Origin of the sequence: Arthrobacter gandavensis, from assembly GCF_015355785.1 — a bacterium.
GTDB classification, from domain to species: Bacteria; Actinomycetota; Actinomycetes; order Actinomycetales; family Micrococcaceae; genus Arthrobacter_B; species Arthrobacter_B gandavensis_A.
The window spans coordinates 1,324,312-1,344,386 of record NZ_JADKYW010000005.1; the positions used below are offsets into that span (position 1 = coordinate 1,324,312).

Below are 20,075 nucleotides of genomic sequence, written 5' to 3' on the forward strand. Positions count from 1 at the left end.
CGCGGGCGGTTGCGCGGCACAAACGCGGGGAACGCTCCGCGGCACCTAGGCTGGGGGCATGCATCCGGTCACCTGGTCCGTCCCCGAAGAGGCATGGGCTGGAACACATCTTCTTGTCATGCTGCACGGCTACGGATCAGATGAGTCCGCCCTGACTGGACTCTTTCCGCACCTGCCGGAGGGCATTACCGGCGCAGCGCTCCGGGGTCCGTACAACGTTGGCGGGCGCAGCGGATGGTTCCTGCTGGATCCAATGCTGGAGTCGGACGAGGCCGACGTCCTGGCTGCGGGAAGCAGTCTCCTGAACACCGTTTCCGATCTGAAGCGGCGGGGTGGTTTCAGCGGCGTCTCACTGCTGGGCTTCTCCCAGGGCATGGCGATGGCGGTGACCGCCCTGCGGCTCCGCCCGGAGGAATTCACCTGCGTGATTGGGCTGTCCGGGTTCATCGTGCGCAGCGAGCTGCTGGCGATGGCTGAACCGCTGGCCAGCCCGGTGCCGTTCTTTTGGGGGCGGGACCGCGCGGACTGGGTGATCCATTCCGACGCCGTCGCTGCGGCGGGCCAGTGGCTGGAGGAGAACACGCTCCTCACCGCACGCACCTACCCAGGCATGGGCCACCGGATCGGCGCTGGTGAAGTGCGGGATGTGGTCATTTTCCTACGCACTTTTGCCCTTCCGGCAGAGAAAAATAAGGCACCTTATTAGCGTTCTGACTAGGCGTTATGTTTCCCGTCGGACGGAATCCGCAAGAAAACGGCTGCGCGTAAGCATGCTTATGAAGTACGCTTATGGAAAGCGTGGCCCACAGGTCACGCAGACTTTCACCAGTCACTCACACAGCAAGGAGTATTCACATGGGTATCATTGCTTTCCTTATTCTGGGACTCATTGCAGGCGCCATTGCAAAGGCACTGCTTCCGGGCCGCCAGGGCGGCGGCATCATCATCACTATGGTCCTCGGTGTTGTAGGCGCCCTGCTGGGCGGCTTCATCGGCAACGCGATCTTCGGCATTGGCCTCGAGGAATTCTTCTCGATCCAGACCTGGCTCGTAGCTATCCTCGGTTCCGTGATCGTCCTGCTGGTTTACGGCATGATCACGAAGCGCGGCGCCCGCGCCTAGTAAGACAAGCATGCGCGCAGCGCCCGCAGCCGAGAACGGGCCCACGGAAGCTATTCCGTGGGCCCGTTCCGGTTAAGTCCGGCTGCACGGCCGGTCGCGTAGGCTGAATAAGCGGCCTTCCGGTTTCCACTACCAAAGGAGCATCCATGGGCTTCAAAGCCAACAGCGCACTTCGGCTTGCGGGCGGAGCCGTCTTTGACCGCGACGGACGTCCCAAGACCCATATTGCCCGGGGCATCGAACGGGCCGTGGAAGTCCAGCGGCCCCTGGTCCTGGCCAATCTTCGGCGCCTGCAGCGAAAGCATCCGGAAGCGTCTGCCGCTGAGCTGGTGAAGATCCTGGAACACCACTACCTCGCCGCCGTCGCCGGCGGAGGAGCCGCGGTGGGTGCGACTGCGATTGTTCCCGCGGTCGGTACCGCAGCGGCGCTGGGGCTTTCCGTGGCAGCCACGGTGGGCTTCCTCGAGGCAACGGCGCTGTACGCACAGTCCGTCGCCGAGCTGCACGGCGTGCGCCTACAGGACCCGGACCGCTCCCGCACGGTGGTCATGGCGATCATGCTCGGCGAAGAGGGCACCGCCATGATGCAGCAGCTCAGCAAGGGCCAGCCCTGGGGCAGTGCCCTGGGCGGAGCGTCCTCGGGCATGCTCGGCACGATCGGCTCCACGATCCGCAAGCAGTTCCTCAAGAAAATGCTGGCGCGCCAGGGGTCCGTGATCGTGGGACGGGCGCTGCCTCTCGGAGTCGGGGCGGTCATTGGAGGTGCCGGCAACTACACCATGGGCCGGTCGGTGATCAAGGCTTCGCACCGGGCATTCGGCCAGGCGCCGGACACCATCCCCGGCGAACTTGCCGCCGAAATCCGGGATCTCCCCGAGATCCGCGGCTAGCGCTGGCCGCATTGGCCAGCGCGGGCTAGCCGAAGATGGCGTGGGCCACTGAGAAGATGGCCAAGCCGGCGAGCGAGCCCACCACGGTGCCGTTGATGCGGATGAACTGCAGGTCCTTGCCCACCTGCAGTTCGATCTTTTCGGAGGTCTCCTCGGCGTCCCAGCGCTCAACCGTTTCGGTAATAACGCCGGCAATGTCCTTGCGGTAGGTCCGCACCAGGTAGCCGGCGGCGTCGCCAAGGTAGGCATTGACCTTCGCGGCCAGCTCGGGTTCGCTGACCAGCCGGGTCCCGAAGTCCTGTACGGCGGATGTGAAGTTCTTGGTGAGCTCGCTGTCCGAGTCATCCACGGCATTGGCAAGTGCGCCCTTGATGGTTGCCCAGGTCTGCGCCATCAGTTCCTTCACCCGGGGATCGTCGAGCACCTGTTCCTTGATCCGCTCTGCCTTGGCCATCGCGCCGGGGTCATGCTGCAGGTCCGAGGCCAGCCCGCGGAGGTATTCATCCAGCGAGCGGCGAACCTGGTGGTTCGGATCGTCCTGCACGGCGTCCAGGAACCGGCCAAGCTCCACCTGCACCCGTTCTCCCACCAGGTCATCGAGGAACCCCGGAACCCACGACGGCGACCGCTCGGCTACCAGCCGGGCCACCACCTCCGGGTTCTGGTGCACCCAGTCGTTGAGGCTGTCCACCAGAAGGTCCACGAGCTGGTGGTGGTGGCCTTCTTCGAAGACGCGCTCGGCCATCCGTCCCAAGGGCGGCCCCCAGGGAACATCCACGATGTGGCGCCGGAACATCGACTCCAGGACGTCCCGAACGGCCTCGTCGTCGAGGACCCTGAGGATGCCGCGGATCGCAGCCGCGCCTTCGGTGGCAACCCGCTCGGCGCCCTCGGGCCGGGACAGCCACGCGCCGGCCCGCTGGGCAATGCCGATCGAATCGAGCTTGGTCTTGACCACTTCGTCGGAGAGGAAATTGTCCTCCACGAAGTCGCCCAGGGTGGCCCCGATCTGGTCCTTGTTGCGCGGGATGATCGCGGTGTGCGGGATCTTCAGGCCCAGCGGATGCTTGAAGAGGGCCGTCACGGCGAACCAGTCGGCCAAGGCGCCCACCATGCCGCCCTCGGCCGCGGCCCGTACGTACTGGAGCCACGGGTAACGGTCCTGGAGGGCGAACGCGACCACGAAGATGATGCCCAGCAGCACCAGCAGCCCGGTGGCCACCAGTTTCATCCGGCGCAGCGCAGCGGCTTTAACGGCATCCTTTTCCAGCAGCGGTGTGCTCACCGGCGCTCCTCCAGTCCCAGCTCGGCTGCGGTTCCGGTCTCCCGGTGCGCGGCGAGCCCGCGCCTGTACCGCACTGCCATCTAATCAGCAGCACGGCTTCGGCGCCACGCTGCGCCCACGCGTCGGTGTCCCGGGAGGAGGGCGCGCTCGCGTACGGTGAAAGCCCAACCGAGCGAAAGGTCCCACGTGCCGATCCAGATCTATGCCCACCGGGGAGCCAGCGGCCAGTACGCGGAACACACCCGGGCTGCATACCTTCAGGCGGTGGCCGAAGGCGCCGACGGCGTTGAATGCGACGTCCACCTCAGCGCCGACTTTGAGCCGGTCCTTCTGCATGATTCCGCTGTGGACCGGACCTCCAACGGGACCGGCCCGGTATCGGCATACACCCTGGCACAGCTGCGGGAACTGGACTTTAGCAGCTGGAAGGGCATGGAAGTTCCCGCTGACCGGGGCACCGCCGCGGAGCAGTTCCTCACGCTCGCCGAGCTGCTGGACCTGCTGGCTGCCGCGGGGCGGGAGGTGGGCCTGGCCGTGGAGTTCAAGCAGCCCGGCCCGTTTGGCCTGAAGCTTGAGGATACTGTCCTGCAGCTGCTGGTATCCCGGGGCTGGGACGCGCGCACCTCACGCCTGGCCAACATCAAGGTGAGTTTCATGAGTTTCAGCCCGGAGTCGGTGGCCCACCTGCGCCGCACCGTGGACGCACAGTTTGTCTGTCAGCTGGTATCCGACGTCGATGAAGGGGGCGTTGCGGAAGCCGCTGCCGTGTTGCCGGAGGGAACCGACGCCCGGTCCGTGCTGGAGGCCGGACTGGCCGAGGCCAAGGCGACGCTTGCATCAGGTGCGGCCGGTATCGCCGGTCCGGGCGTTGAGTTCTTCCGCGCACATCCCGGACTTGTCTCGGACTGGGCGAAGGCCGGACGTACAGTGCGCGCCTGGACAGTCGATGAACCCGGGGACGCCGAGTACGCCTACGCCCTGGGCGTCCGGGAATTCACCACCAATTACCCGGCGAGGATGCGGCGCGTCCTGGCCCGGATGGTTCAAGGAGACGGCGGCGGCGGCCAGGAAGCGGTGCGCCCGTAGGCGCCCGGCGCGGCTTGTGCTTGAGTAGGTTTATGGCTGCTCCAATCGAGGATTACGCCCTGCTCTCCGATCTGCGTACCGGAGCCCTCGTATCGCGCAGGGGGAGCGTGGACTGGTTGTGCGTTCCCCGGTTCGACTCCCCGTCAGTCTTTGGTGCGTTGCTGGGCAACCAGGAGCACGGCCGCTGGCTCCTGGAGCCGTCCGATCCAACGGCGACTGTTGTCTCCAGGCATTACCTGGATTCGACTTTCATCCTCCAGACGCGCTGGCGTTCAGAAGGCGGAGAAGTGCTGGTCACGGAGTTCATGCCGGCACAGGGACGTCCTTCTGCCGTGGTGCGGCGGATAGAAGGCATCAGCGGTCGGGTGCAGATGCGGCAGGAACTGGAAGTGCGTTTCAACTACGGGACGACGGCTCCCTGGATGCGCCGGGAAAAGCAGGACGGCGTTGAGCGACTGCTGGCCATAGCGGGGCCGAGTGCCATGGTGCTGCATGGGGGAAATATTCCCCATGGCAGGGATCACCGCCATACCGGAACTTTCACGGTGGGTCAGGGCGAGCGGGTGGATCTTGAGCTTCTGTGGTACCACTCGCACGAGCCCACACCCCAGCCGGCCGACGTTGATGCCCTGATGGCCAGCACGGTGGAGTACTGGCAGCACTGGTCCGGACTGCACGTAGAGAGCGACCGCTACCGGGAACCGGTGCTCCGCTCCCTGCTGGTGCTGCGGGCGCTGACCCACGGTCAAACCGGAGGCATTGTTGCGGCCGCCACCACGTCACTTCCAGAGGAGCCAGGCGGCACCCGAAACTGGGACTACCGGTTCTGCTGGCTGCGGGACGCTGCCCTGACGCTTGAGGCGATGATGACCCACGGCTACTCGAATGAGGCCCTCCACTGGAGGAACTGGCTGCTGCGGGCCGTAGCGGGGGATCCGGACGACCTGCAGATCATGTACACCGTTGACGGCGGACGGGACCTTCCGGAGCGCATCCTGCCGCAGTTCCCCGGTCACGGCGGTGCCATCCCCGTGCGCATTGGCAACGGAGCAGTAGACCAGTACCAGGCAGATGTCGTCGGCACGGTGATGGTTTCCCTGGCCCGCCTGCGGGACCACGGAGTCCGTGAGGATGCCTTCTCCTGGCCACTGCAGCGGGCACTCCTGGCCTTCCTGGAGCGGCATTTGGAAGAGCCTGACCACGGGCTCTGGGAAATCAGAGGCGAGCCGCGGTTTTTTACCCATTCCCGGGTCATGATGTGGGCGGCGTTCAACAGTGCTGCGCGTGCAGCCCATCAGTACGGGCTCGAAGGGCCGGTGGAGCTGTGGGAGGCCCTGCGGGACGGGTTGCGGAGGGAGATCCTCAGGAGGGGGTTCGACGCCGGCCGCAACGCGTTCGTCCAGTCCTACGGCAGCAGCCTCGCTGACGCATCACTGCTGCAGCTGCCGCACGTGGGTTTCCTGGACTATGACGATCCGCGGATGCTCGGGACCGTGAAGTTCATCGAAGAGGAGCTGCGGGATTCAGCGGGCCTGCTGCTGCGGTACCGCACGGATACCGGAGTGGATGGGCTCGCTGCCGGAGAAAATCCATTCCTGGCGTGCAGCTTCTGGCTGGTGGAACAGTATGCCTACACGGGACGGCGTGCCGAGGCCGTGGCGCTGATGGACCAGCTTGTAGGGTATGCAAACGAGGTAGGACTGCTCAGCGAAGAGTATGACGCCGGCAATGACCGGATGGCCGGCAATTTTCCGCAGGCATTCTCGCACCTGGCCCTGGTGCGCGCCGCCGATGCCATTCATCTGTCGGGAATACCATCGGGCTCGGCCAGCCGTTTCACCAACTGAAAGATGTCCATGACCAACCAGAGACTTTCAGCCGCCGCCATGGCTGCCCTGCTAACCGCCAGCGCCCTCAACCACTTCAATAACCCCGGCTTCTACGCAGGGGTTGTTCCCCGCAGCATCTGCCGCGACAAGGGCGGCCGCTTCGGGGTCCTGACCCGGAGCCAGTGGATCCGGGCCAGCGGTGTCATCGAGGCAGCCGCCGCCGGAGCGCTGCTGCTGCCTGCCACCCGCCGTGCTGCGGCCACCGGGACGGCCCTGATGTACGTGGCGTTCATCGCCGGGCACCTCAGCGCCCTGGAGCGCGCCTACGGGGCAAAGGGTTCGGACCGGGACAAAGTCATCCACACGCTGCGCCTGCCCCTGCAGCTTCCCCTCATCCGCTGGGCCTGGAGCCTGCGCGGCTAAAGCCCCCAGATTGCACTGCAGTACTGAAAGACGCAGCGCAGTATCGAAAGCGGTGCAAAAAAGGCTGTTCCCGCCCGAGAACCGGACAGGAACAGCCTTTTGCTGCTGTGGCCTAGTTCAGGCCGGGCTGGAAGACTACCTTGATGCAGCCGTCTTCCTTCTTCTGGAACTTCTCGTAGAGCTCCGGTGCGGCCTCCAGGCCTGCCCGGTGCGTCACCAGGTCCGTGACGCCCAGCGGATCCGCGGAGTCCTCTACCAGCGGCAGCAGGTCATCGATCCAGCGCTTCACGTTGGCCTGGCCCATGCGGAAGTTCAGCTGCTTGTCGAACATGGTCATCAGCGGCATGGGGCTCGCAGTGCCGCCGTAGACGCCGCTCAGGGAGATGGTGCCGCCGCGCCGCACTGTATCGATTGCACTGTGCAGGACGGCGAGGCGGTCCGTGCCCGCCGTTTCCATTGCCTTCTGCGCCAGCGCGTCGGGCAGCAGACCCACCGCAGCCTGGGCGAAGGCGCCGGCGTGGGATCCGTGTGCCTCCATGCCCACGGCATCCACCACTGAGTCGGGTCCGCGGCCGTCGGTCATGTCGCGGAGCTGGTCGCCAAGGTCCTTGGAGAAGTCCACCACCTCCGCACCATGGCGGGCCGCCATTTCGCGGCGCTCAGCTTCCGGCTCGACGCCGATGACCCGGTAGCCAAGATGGGTGCCGATCCGTGCGGCGAACTGGCCGACGGGGCCGAGGCCGTAGACGGCGAGGGTGCCGCCGTCGGGCACGTTGGCGTATTGCACGCCCTGCCAGGCCGTGGGGAGGATGTCGGAGAGGAAGAGGTACCTGTCGTCCGGGCCCTCGGAGCTGACCTTGATGGGGCCGTAGTCGGCGTGCGGGACGCGCAGGAACTCGGCCTGGCCGCCCGGAACCGAGCCGTAGAGCTCTGAGTAGCCGAAGAGTGCCGCGCCGGAACCCTTTTCACGCACCTGGGTAACCTCGCACTGCGTCTGCAGGCCCTGACGGCACATGTAGCACTTGCCGCAGGCGATTTGGAAGGGGATCACCACGCGGTCTCCGCGCTTGAGGTTGGTGACGGCGCTGCCCACCTCCTCCACGATGCCCATCGGTTCGTGGCCCACGATGTCCCCTGCGTTCATGTACGGACCCAGAACCTCATAGAGGTGCAGGTCCGAGCCGCACAGGGCGGTGGAGGTGATCCGGATGACTGCGTCCGTTGGTTCCTGGATCACCGGATCCGGGACTTCTTCGACGCTGACCTTCCGCTTGCCCTGCCACGTAACTGCCTTCATGCTGACCTCCTGCTGGTTGCTGAGGGATAAGTTGCCCCCATCCTGCCAAATTTATAAGGCTGCTGACAATTTCTACGGCGCGGCGCGGTCCCGGAGGGCAGGGCGGGAGGAAAGAGGCGTGCTGCGCGGGTGCGGGCGGCGCTATCCCGGACGGCGGAACACCTTGCCGCTGCGCTGCAGGAAGGCCAGTTCGAAAGCCAGCTTGTTGTCCAGCGGAAGCGGACGCGCCGGCGCCGGCGCCGGCGGAAGGCATGTTGGCAGCTGTTCCGGGAGCTGCACCGCAACCGTGGTGTGCCCGCCCGCAACGGGCCGCGAGGGCACTTCGTCTGCGCGGGCGAGGAGTTCGTCCAGGGCCAGCGCGTCCAGATGCGATGCACGTGAAAGGTTCACTATCAGGTCTGCCCCCAGCAGGGCAGTATGCCGGAGGATGCCCACCAGATCGCCGCAGTTCTCCGGGACCAGGCATCCGCGCACCTCTATGCAGGCGGATGAGGTCTTTGTGTCGATTCGTACCAGTACCCGCAGGTTGTGCTCCATGCCAGCTCCACGCACAAGAAGAATCCGCGGCATCTGCTTAACCTGACCTGAATATAGCAGCGGACCAAGGCCGGTGTCGCCCGTCGGCGGACTCCTGCGCGGGAATAACCGGGTACCCGCCCGCAGGGTTGCGGTGCGCCGGTGCGCGCGGTGGCTACTCGTGTCCCGCGGCGAGCACCGTATCCACGGTCGCCTCTGCGATCGCTTCCTCCTCGTCCGTCGGGACAACCAGCACTTCGATCGCCGAATCCGCGGAACTGATCCTCCGGACCTCTTCCGAGCGCACTGCGTTGGCCTCCGGATCGAGGCGCACGTTCAGCGCGCCGAGCAGATCCACCACCTGCGCCCTGAAGTCGCCCGCGTTCTCGCCGATCCCGGCCGTAAAGACGATTGCCTGCGCACCTCCCACGGCTACGTGGTAGGCCCCGATGTATTTCGCCAGCCGGTACGCAGCGATTTCAAGTGCCAGCCTGGCCTGCTCGTTGCCTGCCTCGGCGTCCTGTTCCACCTCGCGCATATCCGCGGCACCGCCCAGCGCCAGCAGCCCGGATTCCCGGTTCAGCAGGTTATCGATGTCATCCGGGCCGTAACCCTCCCGGCCCAGGAATACCAGGATGGACGGGTCAATGTCTCCGGAACGGGTTCCCATGACCAGACCTGCCATGGGGGTGAAGCCCATGGAAGTGTCGACGCTCCGGCCGTTCTGGAGGGCCGTCACGGAGGCGCCGTTGCCCAGATGGGCGATCACGCCGTCGAAATGCTCCAGCGGGACACCCAGGAAATCCGCGGCCAGCCCGCTCACATAGTCGCAGCTGGTCCCGTGGAAACCGTAGCGGCGGATCCCGTACCGCCGGTACAGGGACTGCGGAATGGCGTAGCGCCATGCGCGCTGGGGAAGGGTGCGGTGGAAGGCGGTGTCAAAGACCGCCACCTGCGGGATGCCCGGATACAGGTCCGCTACGGCACGGATGCCCATGGCGCTGGCTGGATTGTGCAGCGGGGCCAGCGGGCTGAGCCGCTCGATGGCACGGGTGATCTCATTGTCCACCAGGACAGGCTGGCTGAAGCGCTCGCCGCCGTGGACCACCCGGTGCCCAACGGCGTCAATCGGCTTCCCGTCCAGGGCTTCGGCGACTTCCCGGTGCAGCCGCACCAGCGCCTCGTGGTGGTCCGGCACCTCCTGGCCGCCAATGCGGTCAATGAGCCCCTTGGCCACTACCTCGCGGGTAGCAGTGTCCCGCACCTGGTACTTCAATGACGAGGATCCGGAGTTGACCACAAGAACCAGCATTCAGTCCTCCTGCGCCTGGACGGCGGTGATGGCCACGGTGTTGACAATGTCGTCAACGGTGCAGCCGCGGGAAAGGTCGTTGACCGGTTTGCGCAGGCCCTGGAGTATTGGGCCGACTGCCACTGCCCCGGCGGACTGCTGGACGGCCTTGTAGGTGTTGTTGCCGGTGTTCAGGTCCGGGAAGATGAACACCGTGGCCTGGCCGGCCACGGTGGACCCGGGAGCCTTGGAAGCGGCCACCGAGACATCAACCGCGGCGTCGTACTGGATGGGGCCCTCCACGGGCAGATCGGGCCGGGCGCTGCGGACCATCTCGGTTGCCTGGCGTACCTTCTCCACGGAGTCCCCCTTGCCGGAAACGCCCGTCGAGTAGGAAAGCATGGCGACCCGGGGCGTGATTCCAAACTGCTCGGCCGTGGCTGCGGAGGCCAGGGCAATGTCCGCGAGCTGCGCGGCGTCCGGGTCCGGGTTCACCGCGCAGTCGCCGTAGACCAGCACCCGGTCCTGGAGCAGCATCAGGAACACCGAGGAGACAATTTGCACGTTTTCCCTGGTGCGGATGAACTCCAGTGCGGGGCGGATGGTGTTGGCGGTGGTGTGCGCGGCACCGGAAACCATTCCGTCCACCCTGCCCAGCTTCACCATCATGGTGCCGAAGTATGCCCCTTGAAGCATGCGTTCGGCCGCTTCATCGAGGGTGACGCCCTTTTTGGCCCGCAGCTGCTGGTATTCCCGGGCGAAATCGTCCCTCATCCCGCTGGTGGCCGGGTTAATCACGGTTATTCCGCTGAGGTCTATGCCTTCGCTGGCGGCCAGTTCCCGCACCTCGTCGGCGGGCCCGAGGAGCGTGAGGGCGCAGACATCCCGGCGCCTCAGGATCTCGGCCGCACGCAGGATCCGCACATCCAGCCCTTCGGGGAGCACGATGTGCCGGCGGCTGGTGCGGGCCCGGACAATGAGTTCGTTCAGGAACCGCAGCGGCGTCGTTTTCTCCGGGCGGGGGAGCTCCAGGCGTTCAAGCAGTTCCTTTTCGTCGACGTAGCGGGACCAGACACCCAGCGCCGCGGCGACCTTGCGCGGCTGGCCCGTGGCGATTTCGCCGCGGACGTTGCTGACGTCCCGCGCCGCGGCATACGTGTCCGAATCGACGGCGAAGACCGGGAAGGGCGCCTGGGCCAGGAGCGCCAGGATTCCAGCTTCCAGCGGCAGGCCGCCGGTGAGGATCATGCCGCTGGGGACGGGGAACTCGGAGGAGAAGGAAGACGCCAGCGCTGCCACCATCACGTCCGCCCGGTCACCGGGAGCGATCACCAGCGAGCCGTCGGCCAGCTGCCCAATGAAGTTCCCCACCGTCATGGCCGCCACCTTCACCCCGGTGACGTCCCGTTCCAGGGAACGGCTGCCGGCAATCTGCCGCGCGGTGAGCGCCTTGGCCACTTCCGAGACCGAGGGCTGGGAGATTTCGGCCAGTTCCGGCAGCACGTAGACCGGCCGGTTGGAAGCCCCGGGCCGGACGTGGGCGCGCAGCTCATCCACGGCGTCTTCCCCGGCCCGGTTCACCATGACGGCCAGCAGGTCGCACTTGGCGGCCGCGAGCTCGCGGCGGGCCACGTCGACGGCGTCTGCCACCTCTTCCACGCCCAGGTCCTGCGCGTTCACCACCGCCATGACCATGGCACCCAGGTTGTTCGCAAGCCGTGCGTTGAGATCGAACTCCAGGGCGACGTCGTGCCCTGAAAGGTCCGTGCCCTCCACGATCACCACGTCACAGTTCGCCGCGATTTCGCTGTAGACCGCCAGGCAGCGCGCATCCACCTCGCCGCGTTCACCGGCAACCAGCAGGGCACGCAGCTCCGGTCGGGTCAGGCCGCCGCGGCAGTTGGCGGTGCTGAGGTCGAAGCGGCGCTGCATCAGCCGCACCATTGGATCATCGTCGCGGTCGGTGCCCTCCACGATTGGGCGGAAGAAGCCGATCCGGTCCGCGTGCCGCTGGAGCATGTCCGCGAGGCCAAGGCTGATCAGGGACTTGCCGGATCCCGGAGTCATGGCGCTCACATAGATTCCTCGGGCCATCGCGATGTCCGTTCTGTTAGGAAAGCGCCCGCGCGCAGACAGGCTTAATCCATACTCGCAAAGCGAACTGCACTTAGCCAGCAGCCTGCGTTTACACTTATACCCGCGGCCTTCTTATGGCTGTTCCTGGCATCCCCCACAGCAAGGACCCGAGCAAGTGAGCCTGTTCCGCACCAAGCCTATTGAGCAATCACTCGCAGACGCCGATGAGGAGGGCAGGCGCCTCAAACGGTCCCTGACCACGTGGGACTTGATGATCATGGGCGTGGCCGTGGCCGTGGGCGCCGGCATCTTCTCCGTTGGCGCCAAAGCCGCGGCCCAGTTCTCCGGTCCGGCAGTCACGCTGTCCTTCATCCTTGCGGCCGTCACCTGTGCCCTGGCCATCATGTGCTACGCGGAATTCGCCACGGCCATCCCGGTTGCCGGGTCCGCGTACGTCTTCACGTACGCCACCATGGGCGAGCTGATCGCCTGGATTATCGGCTGGAACCTCATCCTCGAGCTTTTCACGGCCGCGGCCGTCATCGCCAAGTACTGGGGGATCTACCTCAGCGAGGTCTTTGGGCTGATTGGATGGGACATTCCGCCCACCATTTCCCTCGGCCCGGTGGACATGACGTGGGGTCCGTTCCTGATCGTGGCCCTCTTCACCGTGCTGCTGGTGATGGGCACCAAGCTCTCCGCCCGCGTCGGCAACGTCTTCACCCTGATCAAGATCGGCGTCGTGCTGTTCGTGATCGTGGTCGGCTTCTTCTACATCGACTTCGAGAACTACACGCCGTTCATCCCGGATGCGGTTTCCACCGAATCTGCCGGCACCGAAGGCGTGATGGCGCAGTCGCTCTTCTCCTTCATGACAGGCGCAGCGCCGGCCCAGTACGGCGTGCTGGGTGTCTTCGCCGGTGCGGCAGTGGTGTTCTTCGCCTTCATCGGGTTCGACGTCGTTGCCACCTCCGCGGAAGAGGTCAAGAATCCCGGACGCACCCTGCCCCGCGGCATCTTCGCCGGCCTGGCCGTTGTGACCGCCCTGTACATCGGCGTCTCCCTGGCGCTGACCGGCATGGTTTCCTACACTGAGCTCGCCTCAGTTGAAGCACCCAACCTGGCTACAGCCTTCAGCCTGGTGGGCAATACCGGCGCGGCGCAGGTCATCGCCATCGGCTCGCTGATCGGCCTGACCACCGTCATCATGGTGCTGCTGATGGGCCTGGCCCGCGTGGTGCTGGCCATGTCCCGCGACGGGCTGCTGCCCCGTGCACTGTCCCGGACCAGCTCCAAGCACGCCACGCCGGCCCGCCTGCAGATCCTCTGCGGCGTCCTGGTTGCCCTGGTGGCCGGCTTCACCCAGGTGGACGTGCTGGAGGAAATGATCAACATCGGCACGCTGTCAGCATTCGTCGTCGTCAGCGCGGGTGTGCTGGTGCTGCGCCGCAAGCGCCCGGACCTCAGGCCCGCCTTCCGGGTGCCGTTTGGTCCGGTCCTTCCGGTGCTCTCAACCCTGCTGTGCCTGTACCTGATGACCAACCTGTCCGTCGAAACCTGGATCTACTTCCTGTTCTGGCTGGCATTCGGATTCCTGCTGTATTTCGTCTACGGGCGGCGCCGTTCCCGGCTGAACCCGAAGAACGCAGAAACGCCTGAGGCCGGCGGCGCCCCCGCGGTGGCGCCGCAGACCTCCTCGGACCAGTAGTTTTGGTCCGCCGCGCGGCGGAACAGTTCAGGTTCGCGGCCTCCGATGGCAGACTGGGCGCATGCTAGTTGCCTTCTCAGTTGCCCCGTCCGGTGTCGGCCCCGAAACTGCCCCCGAGGGGCCGTCCGCTGACGCGTCGGTGCACGACGCCGTTGCCGCAGCCGTCAAAATTGTCCGCCAGTCCGGCCTGCCGAACCGCACGGACGCCATGTTCACCACGATCGAGGGTGAGTGGGACGACGTCATGGATGTCATCCGCCGCGCCACGGAAGCCGTCGGCCGGTACGGGAGCCGGGTGTCCCTGGTGCTCAAAGCGGACATCCGTCCGGGCCATACCGGAGAACTTGCCGGCAAGGTTGAGCGGCTGGAACAGGTACTGGCGGCAGAAGACGAATACCGGGGCCACTCCTAGCTGTTTTCCTGCCGGTGGGTGGCCCGCGGCCGCCCGGGACTGCCCGTGGCCCCGCCTGCCGGCGGCCGCCCGGATCCGTGGAGCCGGCCGCCTGAAGCCTAAGCTGGAACCATGAGCCCTATCCACCTTCCCCCGGCTGTTTCCTGATGGGCCGCCAGCGTCCCGGCAAGGGCGCGTCCGGTGAAGCCGCTGTTTCCGGCGGCGGCCCGGTGGCCGGCCGCTATGAGATCGACACCGGAACCTGCGAACTGCTGCCGGACCAGTTCTCCTCCACCGGCTGGCTGCTCAAGATCAACGGCGTGCATTCCTCCCATATAGACCTGGCGGACCCGCGTGAGCTGGATTTCGAGTACATGCGCTGGATCGCCGCACTGGTGGAATCCCGCTTCCCCGCGGACACCAGGCTGAGGGCGCTGCACCTGGGCGGCGGCGCGTGCTCCATGGCCCGGTACTTCGCGGACGCCTATCCCGGTGCCCGGCAGGTCGTCGTCGAACTGGACGGAAAACTGGCCGAACTGGTGCGCGGCTGGTTCGACCTTCCCCGGTCCCCGCTGATGCGGCTGCGCGTGGGCGAAGCCCGGGAGGTCACTGAATCCCTCAGCGAAGCCAGCCGGGACCTGATCATCCGCGACGTCTTCGCGGGGGACAAGACCCCGGTGCCGCTGACCTCCGCAGAGTTCCTGGTCCACGCCAAGCGGGTCCTGGCAGTGGACGGACTGTATGTGGTCAACTGCGGAGACTCACCCGACTTGAAAACGGCGCGGCGGGAAGCAGCAACTGTCGCGTCGGCCTTTCGGCACACCGCCATCGTTGCCGACCCAGCCATGCTCAAGGGCAGGCGCTTCGGCAACATCATCATCGCCGGTTCCGACGTGCCCTTCGCCGAGGATGCCTCGCTGCCGCGTACCCTGCTGGGCGGGGCGATGCCGGCCCGCCTCTGGGAGGACGCGAAGGTCCGGTCCTTCGGGCGAGGCTCCGCGGTGATCCACGATCCGGGGATTCCCGACGCCGGGAACGGCGGGGAACAGCAGCCGGCCTGAGGCGCAGCATGGGTCCACAAAAACAAAAAGGGTGCCCCTGCCAAACTGAACTGCTCCCCGAAAGTTGGACTGGCCAAATAAGATCCTAGGCCGCGAGGGCCTGAGCACGGTATTGCACCGGGCTCAGGCCCTCGAGCTTTGTCGAGATGCGTTCATTGTTGTACCAGCCGATGTACTCGCGGAGCTGCGCTGCCAGGGCATCGGTGTTCAGGAACCGGACCCGGTGGAACAGCTCTTCCTTCAGATGACCGAAGAAGTTCTCCATCACCGCGTTGTCGTAGCAGTTACCTTTGCGCGACATTGACTGGACTGCGCCGGCATCATTGAGCAGAGCACGCCAGGACCGGTGCTGATACTGGAAGCCCTGATCCGAATGAACCATCGGCGCTTCACCAGACCTTAGGCTGGCCAGGGCATCGCGCAGGCACGAATTCGTGAGCTCCAGGTTCGGGGAGTCCCCGACCGAAAAAGACACTACCTGCCGGTCGTAGAGATCCATCACCGGTGAAAGATAGAGCTTGCGGTCACCGACACTGAACTCAGTCACGTCCGTAACCCATTTCTGGTTTGGTGCAGCAGCTTCGAATTCCCGGTTCAACAGGTTCGGCGCCACTACACCTTGCTCGCCGCGGTAAGAGGCGTAGCGTTTCCTGCGCCGGACTTTACAGACCAGCCGAAGAGAGCGCATCAGCTTCAAGACGGTCTTTTTCGCCACGGTCCAACCCTGCTTGACCAGTACCGTGTGGATGCGGCGGTGACCGTACCGGGCATGGTTCTTCTCGAAGATTTCCCGGACTGCGGCTTTGAGCTCAGCTTGTGGGTCCGGGTTCTGTAAGCGGGCTTGGTGGTAGAAAAACGTTGACCGAGCCAAGCCGGCCACGTCAAGGAGCAAGTCCAGACGGTGCTCGGCCTTGAGGGCGATGACAGCGCGGACTTTTAGCGCCGTTCCTTTCCCCTCAAGGCCTGAACTTTTCCCAGGAAGGCTACTTCTGCCCGCAGCCGCTCGTTCTCCCTACGCAACCGTTCAAGCTCCGACACCGGCCGCGCAGGAGCTTCGGTCAGCGCTTTCGGACGGCCCTTCGGTTTAGGACGCAAGCCCTCTTCGCCTTCGCTGCGGTACTTACTGACCCACGCCTTGATGAGATTGGGTGAGGACAGCTGGAACTCCTGAGCCAAGGCGACCTTCGTTTCTCCTGCAAGAAAGCGCTGAACAACCATGAGCTTGAACTCAAACGAAAACTTACGCTTGGTTGGCTTGGCCAATAGTGTTGTCCCTCCGCGCACTCTCCAGCGGTCGTATAACCCGTTTGCAGCCTTCTTGCTCACGCCAAGCTTCATGGCTACCGACTTGTACCCCCAACCCAGCTCAAATAAGGCTACCGCTGCCTCACGCTGCTCTTCCGACAATGAACTGCTGCTGTGCATAGAACTGCTCCCCGAGAGTGAACTGATTTCTCAGTCCAACTTTCGGGGAGCAGTTCAAACCGGCAGGGGCACCCTTTTAGGTCTTTGGCGGCTTGGCGGCCGGCGGAAAGGGTCTTATGCCAGACCCAGCGCTGCCTCGATCGGCCCAACGCAGAAGAAGACGGCGAAGGCCGCGGCGACGATCCACATGACCGGGTGGATTTCCTTTGCCCGTCCTTGGAACGTGCGGATGATGACGTAGGCAAGGAACCCGGCTCCGAGTCCGTTGGCAATCGAGTAAGTGAACGGCATGAGCGCGATCGTGAGGAAGGACGGGAGCGCCAGGCCGATGTCCGACCAGTCGATCTTGGACACCTGGGTGACCATCAGGTAGCCCACGACCACCAGGGCCGGGGCCACGGCTTCGAACGGCACCAGGTAGATCAGCGGCGTCAGGAACATGGCCGCAATGAACAGCAGGCCGGTGACGATCGAGGCAAAACCGGTGCGGGCTCCTTCGCCAATGCCGGCGCCGGATTCGACGAAGAGCTGGTTCGAGGAGACGCTCGCGCCGCCGCCGGCGATCGCACCGGCCGCGTCCACGAGCAGTACGCGCTCAACGTTGGGGATGTTCCCGTCCTTGTCGATGCTTCCTGCCTCGGTGGAAAGGCCCACCATGGTTCCCATGGCGTCGAAGAAGATGCTGAGCAGGATCACGAAGGCCAGCAGGGAGGCGCCGATGATCCCCAGCTTCTCGAAGGAGCCGAACAGGCTGAAGTTGCCGATCAGGGACAGGTCCGGAGCGCCCCACTGGGGCGTGCTCGGGGTTACCAGGGACCAGCCTGTGGCTGCGCCGGTGCCCTGGTTGCCCGGGGAGGCAACGTTCTCGATGATGACGGCCAGCACGGTGGAGGAAAGGATGCCGATCAGGATCGCACCGCGGACCTTCCGGGCCATCAGGGCGATGGTGAGGATCAGGCCAAAGGCAAACACGAGCGTGGGCCAGCCCAGCAGTGCCCCTCCGGAACCGAGCTCAACGGGGACGGTGGTGCCGGCGGCATCGGGCACGCGGCGCACAAAACCGGCGTTTACGAAGCCCAGCAGAGCGATGAAGAAGCCGATGCCCACCACGATGGCGGTTTTCAGGCTGGGGGGAACAGCCCGAAAGACGGCGGTCCGGAAGCCGGTGAGCACCAGGATGAACATGGTGATGCCGGCCAGGACAACCAGGCCCATGACGTCCGGCCAGGTGAGGTTTTCATTGGTGGCAACGGTGACCGCAACGAAGGCGTTGACTCCCAGGCCGGTTGCCATGGCGAACGGGTGCTTGGCCCAGGCGCCCATGACGATGGTCAGCACACCGGCGATCAGCGCCGTCGCGGCAGCGATGGCAGGTCCGCCCAGGACATTGCCGGCGCCGTCTTCGCCTCCGAGGATCAGCGGGTTCAGTACCACGATGTAGCTCATGGCGAAGAATGTGGCCAGGCCTCCGCGGATCTCCGTGCCAACAGTGGAGCCCCGCTTGGAGATTTCGAAATACCGGTCCAGTCTTGAACCTTCTTTGAGCATGGCTGTGTTCCTCTGAGTGAGTGTTTGTGCGGGAGCGGGCGAATGCCCCAGATTCGATATTAGACCCGTACTGCCCGCAGCTTTTAATGCGGCGGTCCGCGCGAAAGGCACGCGCGTCACGGTGGTCCGGCGGGTAGGCTGGCCCTAGGAGCGCAGCCGAGGGTGGCTGTGTGCACCCCGAAGGGAGCCGATTGTGTTCGATGCTGAGTTTGAGGCGGGCGCGGTCCGCTCCGGAATCGTGGTGGGAGTTGACGGCTCGGACCAGAGCATCTGTGCCCTCACCTGGGCCGCCAGGGAGGCGCGGCGCCGCAGCGTCCCGCTGCACGTGGTGACTGCCTACACCGTTCCGATCTTCGCGGCGTCGTCAATGGACGCCGGGTACACCGCCGTCGATGACGCGGTGATTCGCGACGGAGCACGCTCCGTCCAGGAAAAAGCTGTGGCACGTATCTCGCAGCCCGGACTCGAAGTCGTCTCCCGGGTGGAGAGCGGAGACGCCGCTGCGGTGCTGCTGGAACTCTCCGAAGACGCAGACCTCGTGGTGGTTGGGTCCCGTGGACGCGGCGGCTTCGTTGGCCGCCTGCTTGGATCCGTGTCCAGTGCCGTTCCCGCCCACGCAAAATGCCCCACGGTCATTGTTCCGCTGCGGACCGCCGGCCGGCTGCCCGAAGCCGGGGTTCCGGCTCCGGCGGGCTCCCCGGTGGCGGACGACGTGCACCAGGCCGTCGTCGTCGGTGTCGATGGTTCAGAGCAGGGACGGGCCGCCTCCCTGGTCGCCGCCGAGCAGGCCCGCAGCACGGGTCTTCCGCTGCGCATCGTCTGCGCCCTGCCTCCGTTCAGCGGATCCCTGGCCTGGGTCCCGGCCCCGCTGGATGTCGACGCGCTGCACGCTGAGCTCATGGAGCAGCTGAACGCCGGACGGAACTGGCTGCAGAGTCACTTCCCGGATGTAGAGATGTCCGTAGAACTGGTGGACGGCCCGCCGGCGGAGGTCATGGTGGGCCGCACGGCGAACGTTGAGCTGGTGGTGCTGGGCACCCGGGGCCGCGGCGGATTCGCCGGCATGCTGCTGGGTTCAACCAGCCAGAGCGTGCTGCACCACGCGAAGGGCCCCGTCATGGTGGTTCCCGACTACGACGATCCCCGCCTGGCGGACCGGGCGAAGTTCGGCCCCATGGCCGAAGACTAGGGCCGGTTTCAGGCGTGCCGTTCACCTTCGTGGACGGCATGCCGTTCAGGTTCCAGCTGGAACGTGCAGTGTTCGGTGTCGAAGTGGCTGGAGAGGCAGCCCGAGAGCCGGTCCAGGATGGTGTCCACCCCGTCGGGTGTGAGGTATTCCTCATCCACCACCACATGCGCCGAGAACACCGGGACTCCGGACGTGATGGTCCAGATGTGGATGTCGTGGGCGTCCTGCACCCCGTCCACGCTGACCACGTGCTCACGGATCATTTCGACGTCCACGCCGCGCGGCGTGGCTTCGAGCAGCACATCGATCACTTCGCGCAGCAGCGACCAGGCGCGCGGCAGGATCATGGCGGCGATCAGGAAGGAAGCCCAGACATCCGCCTGCTGGTAGCCGGTCAGGATGATGACGACGGCGGACACCACCACGGCGGCCGAGCCCAGCAGGTCCCCAAGCACCTCCAGGTACGCGCCGCGCACGTTCAGGCTCTCCTTGCGCCCGGAGTGCAGGATCAGCAGAGAAACCAGGTTGGCCAGTCCGCCCAGGATCGCTGCGAAAAGCATGATCCCTGTCTGGACCTCCGGGGCGTCCCCGATCCTGCGGACCGCCTCGGTGAAGATGACGACGGCGATCACGATCAGCAGCACCGCGTTGGCCAGAGCCGCCAGGACCTCGGCCCGCTGGTAGCCGTAGGTCCGTTTCGCAGTGGCTGGACGGGCGGCTATCCAGGCGGCGAGCAGGGCGATTGAAACACCGGCGGCGTCCGAAAGCATGTGTCCGGCGTCGGCAAGCAGGGCCAGGGAACCGGAGACGAGTGCACCGGCGGTCTGGATGACCACCACGGTAATGGTGATGAGGAAAACGGCCAGCAGTTTGCGGCGGTGCCTGCCCGTGGCTGTGCCTGACGGCAGGCCATGGCTGTGGCCGGAATGATCGCCCAT

General features: G+C 65.5%; 19 protein-coding genes. 10 read left to right on the forward strand and 9 right to left on the reverse strand.

The genetic code is table 11. The annotated features are described in order from the left end of the window. Positions 1-58: 58 nt before the first annotated feature. From ITX31_RS11340 to ITX31_RS11350, 3 genes are all read left to right on the forward strand, one after another. A complete protein-coding gene (locus ITX31_RS11340) occupies positions 59-706 on the forward strand; it encodes an alpha/beta hydrolase (RefSeq protein WP_194783444.1) in 648 nt (215 codons plus the stop codon). Positions 707-855: 149 nt separating this feature from the next. Then, complete coding sequence (locus ITX31_RS11345) at positions 856-1,122, forward strand: GlsB/YeaQ/YmgE family stress response membrane protein (RefSeq protein ID WP_194783445.1); 267 nt, start codon at positions 856-858, stop codon at positions 1,120-1,122. A 146-nt stretch (positions 1,123-1,268) separates the two neighbouring features. After that, complete coding sequence (locus ITX31_RS11350) at positions 1,269-2,012, forward strand: hypothetical protein (protein WP_194783446.1); 744 nt, start codon at positions 1,269-1,271, stop codon at positions 2,010-2,012. Positions 2,013-2,037: 25 nt separating this feature from the next. Here the strand turns inward: ITX31_RS11350 and ITX31_RS11355 are convergent, their stop codons facing one another. Next, positions 2,038-3,243 (reverse strand): DUF445 domain-containing protein, encoded by a 1,206-nt coding sequence (locus ITX31_RS11355; RefSeq protein WP_194783642.1) that lies wholly within the window; start codon positions 3,241-3,243, stop codon positions 2,038-2,040. Positions 3,244-3,483: 240 nt separating this feature from the next. Between ITX31_RS11355 and ITX31_RS11360 the strand changes: the two genes are divergently transcribed. From ITX31_RS11360 to ITX31_RS11370, 3 genes are read left to right on the forward strand one after another with little or no spacing between them, the layout of a single operon-like run. Beyond that, the gene (locus ITX31_RS11360) at positions 3,484-4,383 is read left to right on the forward strand and encodes a glycerophosphodiester phosphodiesterase (protein ID WP_194783447.1); all 900 of its coding nucleotides are present in this window, start codon (positions 3,484-3,486) and stop codon (positions 4,381-4,383) included. A gap of 32 nt (positions 4,384-4,415) precedes the next feature. Beyond that, the gene (locus ITX31_RS11365) at positions 4,416-6,230 is read left to right on the forward strand and encodes a glycoside hydrolase family 15 protein (protein ID WP_194783448.1); all 1,815 of its coding nucleotides are present in this window, start codon (positions 4,416-4,418) and stop codon (positions 6,228-6,230) included. Between the two features lie 9 nt (positions 6,231-6,239). Beyond that, on the forward strand, positions 6,240-6,635 hold the full coding sequence (locus tag ITX31_RS11370) for a hypothetical protein (RefSeq protein ID WP_228529146.1): 396 nt from the start codon (positions 6,240-6,242) through the stop codon (positions 6,633-6,635). Between the two features lie 112 nt (positions 6,636-6,747). Here the strand turns inward: ITX31_RS11370 and ITX31_RS11375 are convergent, their stop codons facing one another. The 4 genes from ITX31_RS11375 to pta all read right to left on the reverse strand — a co-directional run bounded on the left by ITX31_RS11375 (position 6,748) and on the right by pta (position 11,833). Then, positions 6,748-7,932 (reverse strand): zinc-dependent alcohol dehydrogenase, encoded by a 1,185-nt coding sequence (locus ITX31_RS11375; RefSeq protein WP_194783450.1) that lies wholly within the window; start codon positions 7,930-7,932, stop codon positions 6,748-6,750. Between the two features lie 141 nt (positions 7,933-8,073). After that, positions 8,074-8,469 (reverse strand): hypothetical protein, encoded by a 396-nt coding sequence (locus tag ITX31_RS11380; protein WP_194783451.1) that lies wholly within the window; start codon positions 8,467-8,469, stop codon positions 8,074-8,076. Positions 8,470-8,623: 154 nt separating this feature from the next. Next, positions 8,624-9,760: an acetate/propionate family kinase gene (locus tag ITX31_RS11385; RefSeq protein WP_194783452.1), complete on the reverse strand. Its 1,137-nt coding sequence runs from the start codon at positions 9,758-9,760 to the stop codon at positions 8,624-8,626. After that, positions 9,761-11,833, reverse strand: coding sequence for a phosphate acetyltransferase (gene pta, locus ITX31_RS11390; RefSeq protein WP_194783453.1), 2,073 nt, complete (start codon positions 11,831-11,833; stop codon positions 9,761-9,763). A gap of 157 nt (positions 11,834-11,990) precedes the next feature. Between pta and ITX31_RS11395 the strand changes: the two genes are divergently transcribed. The 3 genes from ITX31_RS11395 (at position 11,991) to ITX31_RS11405 (ending at position 14,975) form a co-directional block, all read left to right on the forward strand. Then, positions 11,991-13,523 (forward strand): amino acid permease, encoded by a 1,533-nt coding sequence (locus ITX31_RS11395; protein ID WP_194783454.1) that lies wholly within the window; start codon positions 11,991-11,993, stop codon positions 13,521-13,523. Positions 13,524-13,584: 61 nt separating this feature from the next. Beyond that, a complete protein-coding gene (locus ITX31_RS11400; RefSeq protein ID WP_194783455.1) occupies positions 13,585-13,935 on the forward strand; it encodes a thiamine-binding protein in 351 nt (116 codons plus the stop codon). A gap of 146 nt (positions 13,936-14,081) precedes the next feature. Next, positions 14,082-14,975 carry a spermidine synthase gene (locus tag ITX31_RS11405; protein WP_194783456.1) on the forward strand — a complete coding sequence of 298 codons (894 nt, stop codon included), beginning with the start codon at positions 14,082-14,084 and terminating at the stop codon, positions 14,973-14,975. Positions 14,976-15,060: 85 nt separating this feature from the next. On the opposite strand, the gene ITX31_RS11410 is transcribed toward ITX31_RS11405, so the two are convergent. The 3 genes from ITX31_RS11410 to ITX31_RS11415 form a co-directional block, all read right to left on the reverse strand. Further along, positions 15,061-15,867 (reverse strand): IS3 family transposase, encoded by an 807-nt coding sequence (locus ITX31_RS11410; RefSeq protein ID WP_228529133.1) that lies wholly within the window; start codon positions 15,865-15,867, stop codon positions 15,061-15,063. 44 nt (positions 15,868-15,911) lie between these two features. Further along, on the reverse strand, positions 15,912-16,400 hold the full coding sequence (locus ITX31_RS15880) for a helix-turn-helix domain-containing protein (protein WP_228529132.1): 489 nt from the start codon (positions 16,398-16,400) through the stop codon (positions 15,912-15,914). 114 nt (positions 16,401-16,514) lie between these two features. Then, positions 16,515-17,948: an NCS2 family permease gene (locus ITX31_RS11415; RefSeq protein ID WP_194783457.1), complete on the reverse strand. Its 1,434-nt coding sequence runs from the start codon at positions 17,946-17,948 to the stop codon at positions 16,515-16,517. A gap of 193 nt (positions 17,949-18,141) precedes the next feature. Here ITX31_RS11415 and ITX31_RS11420 point away from each other — a divergent pair, with 193 nt between their 5' ends. Continuing rightward, positions 18,142-19,137: a universal stress protein gene (locus ITX31_RS11420; protein WP_323745659.1), complete on the forward strand. Its 996-nt coding sequence runs from the start codon at positions 18,142-18,144 to the stop codon at positions 19,135-19,137. Positions 19,138-19,145: 8 nt separating this feature from the next. Here ITX31_RS11420 and ITX31_RS11425 read toward each other — a convergent pair whose 3' ends face one another. Continuing rightward, positions 19,146-20,075: a cation diffusion facilitator family transporter gene (locus ITX31_RS11425; protein ID WP_194783458.1), complete on the reverse strand. Its 930-nt coding sequence runs from the start codon at positions 20,073-20,075 to the stop codon at positions 19,146-19,148.

Excerpts from the sequence above, each read along its gene's own strand:
- ITX31_RS11340 (WP_194783444.1), top strand. The coding sequence starts at position 59 with ATGCATCCGGTCACCTGGTCCGTCCCCGAAGAGGCATGGGCTGGAACA.
- ITX31_RS11345 (WP_194783445.1), top strand. The coding sequence starts at position 856 with ATGGGTATCATTGCTTTCCTTATTCTGGGACTCATTGCAGGCGCCATT.
- ITX31_RS11350 (WP_194783446.1), top strand. The coding sequence starts at position 1,269 with ATGGGCTTCAAAGCCAACAGCGCACTTCGGCTTGCGGGCGGAGCCGTC.
- ITX31_RS11355 (WP_194783642.1), bottom strand. The coding sequence starts at position 3,243 with ATGAAACTGGTGGCCACCGGGCTGCTGGTGCTGCTGGGCATCATCTTC.
- ITX31_RS11365 (WP_194783448.1), top strand. The coding sequence starts at position 4,416 with ATGGCTGCTCCAATCGAGGATTACGCCCTGCTCTCCGATCTGCGTACC.
- ITX31_RS11370 (WP_228529146.1), top strand. The coding sequence starts at position 6,240 with ATGACCAACCAGAGACTTTCAGCCGCCGCCATGGCTGCCCTGCTAACC.
- ITX31_RS11375 (WP_194783450.1), bottom strand. The coding sequence starts at position 7,932 with ATGAAGGCAGTTACGTGGCAGGGCAAGCGGAAGGTCAGCGTCGAAGAA.
- ITX31_RS11380 (WP_194783451.1), bottom strand. The coding sequence starts at position 8,469 with ATGGAGCACAACCTGCGGGTACTGGTACGAATCGACACAAAGACCTCA.
- ITX31_RS11385 (WP_194783452.1), bottom strand. The coding sequence starts at position 9,760 with ATGCTGGTTCTTGTGGTCAACTCCGGATCCTCGTCATTGAAGTACCAG.
- pta (WP_194783453.1), bottom strand. The coding sequence starts at position 11,833 with ATGGCCCGAGGAATCTATGTGAGCGCCATGACTCCGGGATCCGGCAAG.
- ITX31_RS11400 (WP_194783455.1), top strand. The coding sequence starts at position 13,585 with ATGCTAGTTGCCTTCTCAGTTGCCCCGTCCGGTGTCGGCCCCGAAACT.
- ITX31_RS11405 (WP_194783456.1), top strand. The coding sequence starts at position 14,082 with ATGGGCCGCCAGCGTCCCGGCAAGGGCGCGTCCGGTGAAGCCGCTGTT.
- ITX31_RS15880 (WP_228529132.1), bottom strand. The coding sequence starts at position 16,400 with ATGCACAGCAGCAGTTCATTGTCGGAAGAGCAGCGTGAGGCAGCGGTA.
- ITX31_RS11415 (WP_194783457.1), bottom strand. The coding sequence starts at position 17,948 with ATGCTCAAAGAAGGTTCAAGACTGGACCGGTATTTCGAAATCTCCAAG.
- ITX31_RS11425 (WP_194783458.1), bottom strand. The coding sequence starts at position 20,075 with ATGGGCGATCATTCCGGCCACAGCCATGGCCTGCCGTCAGGCACAGCC.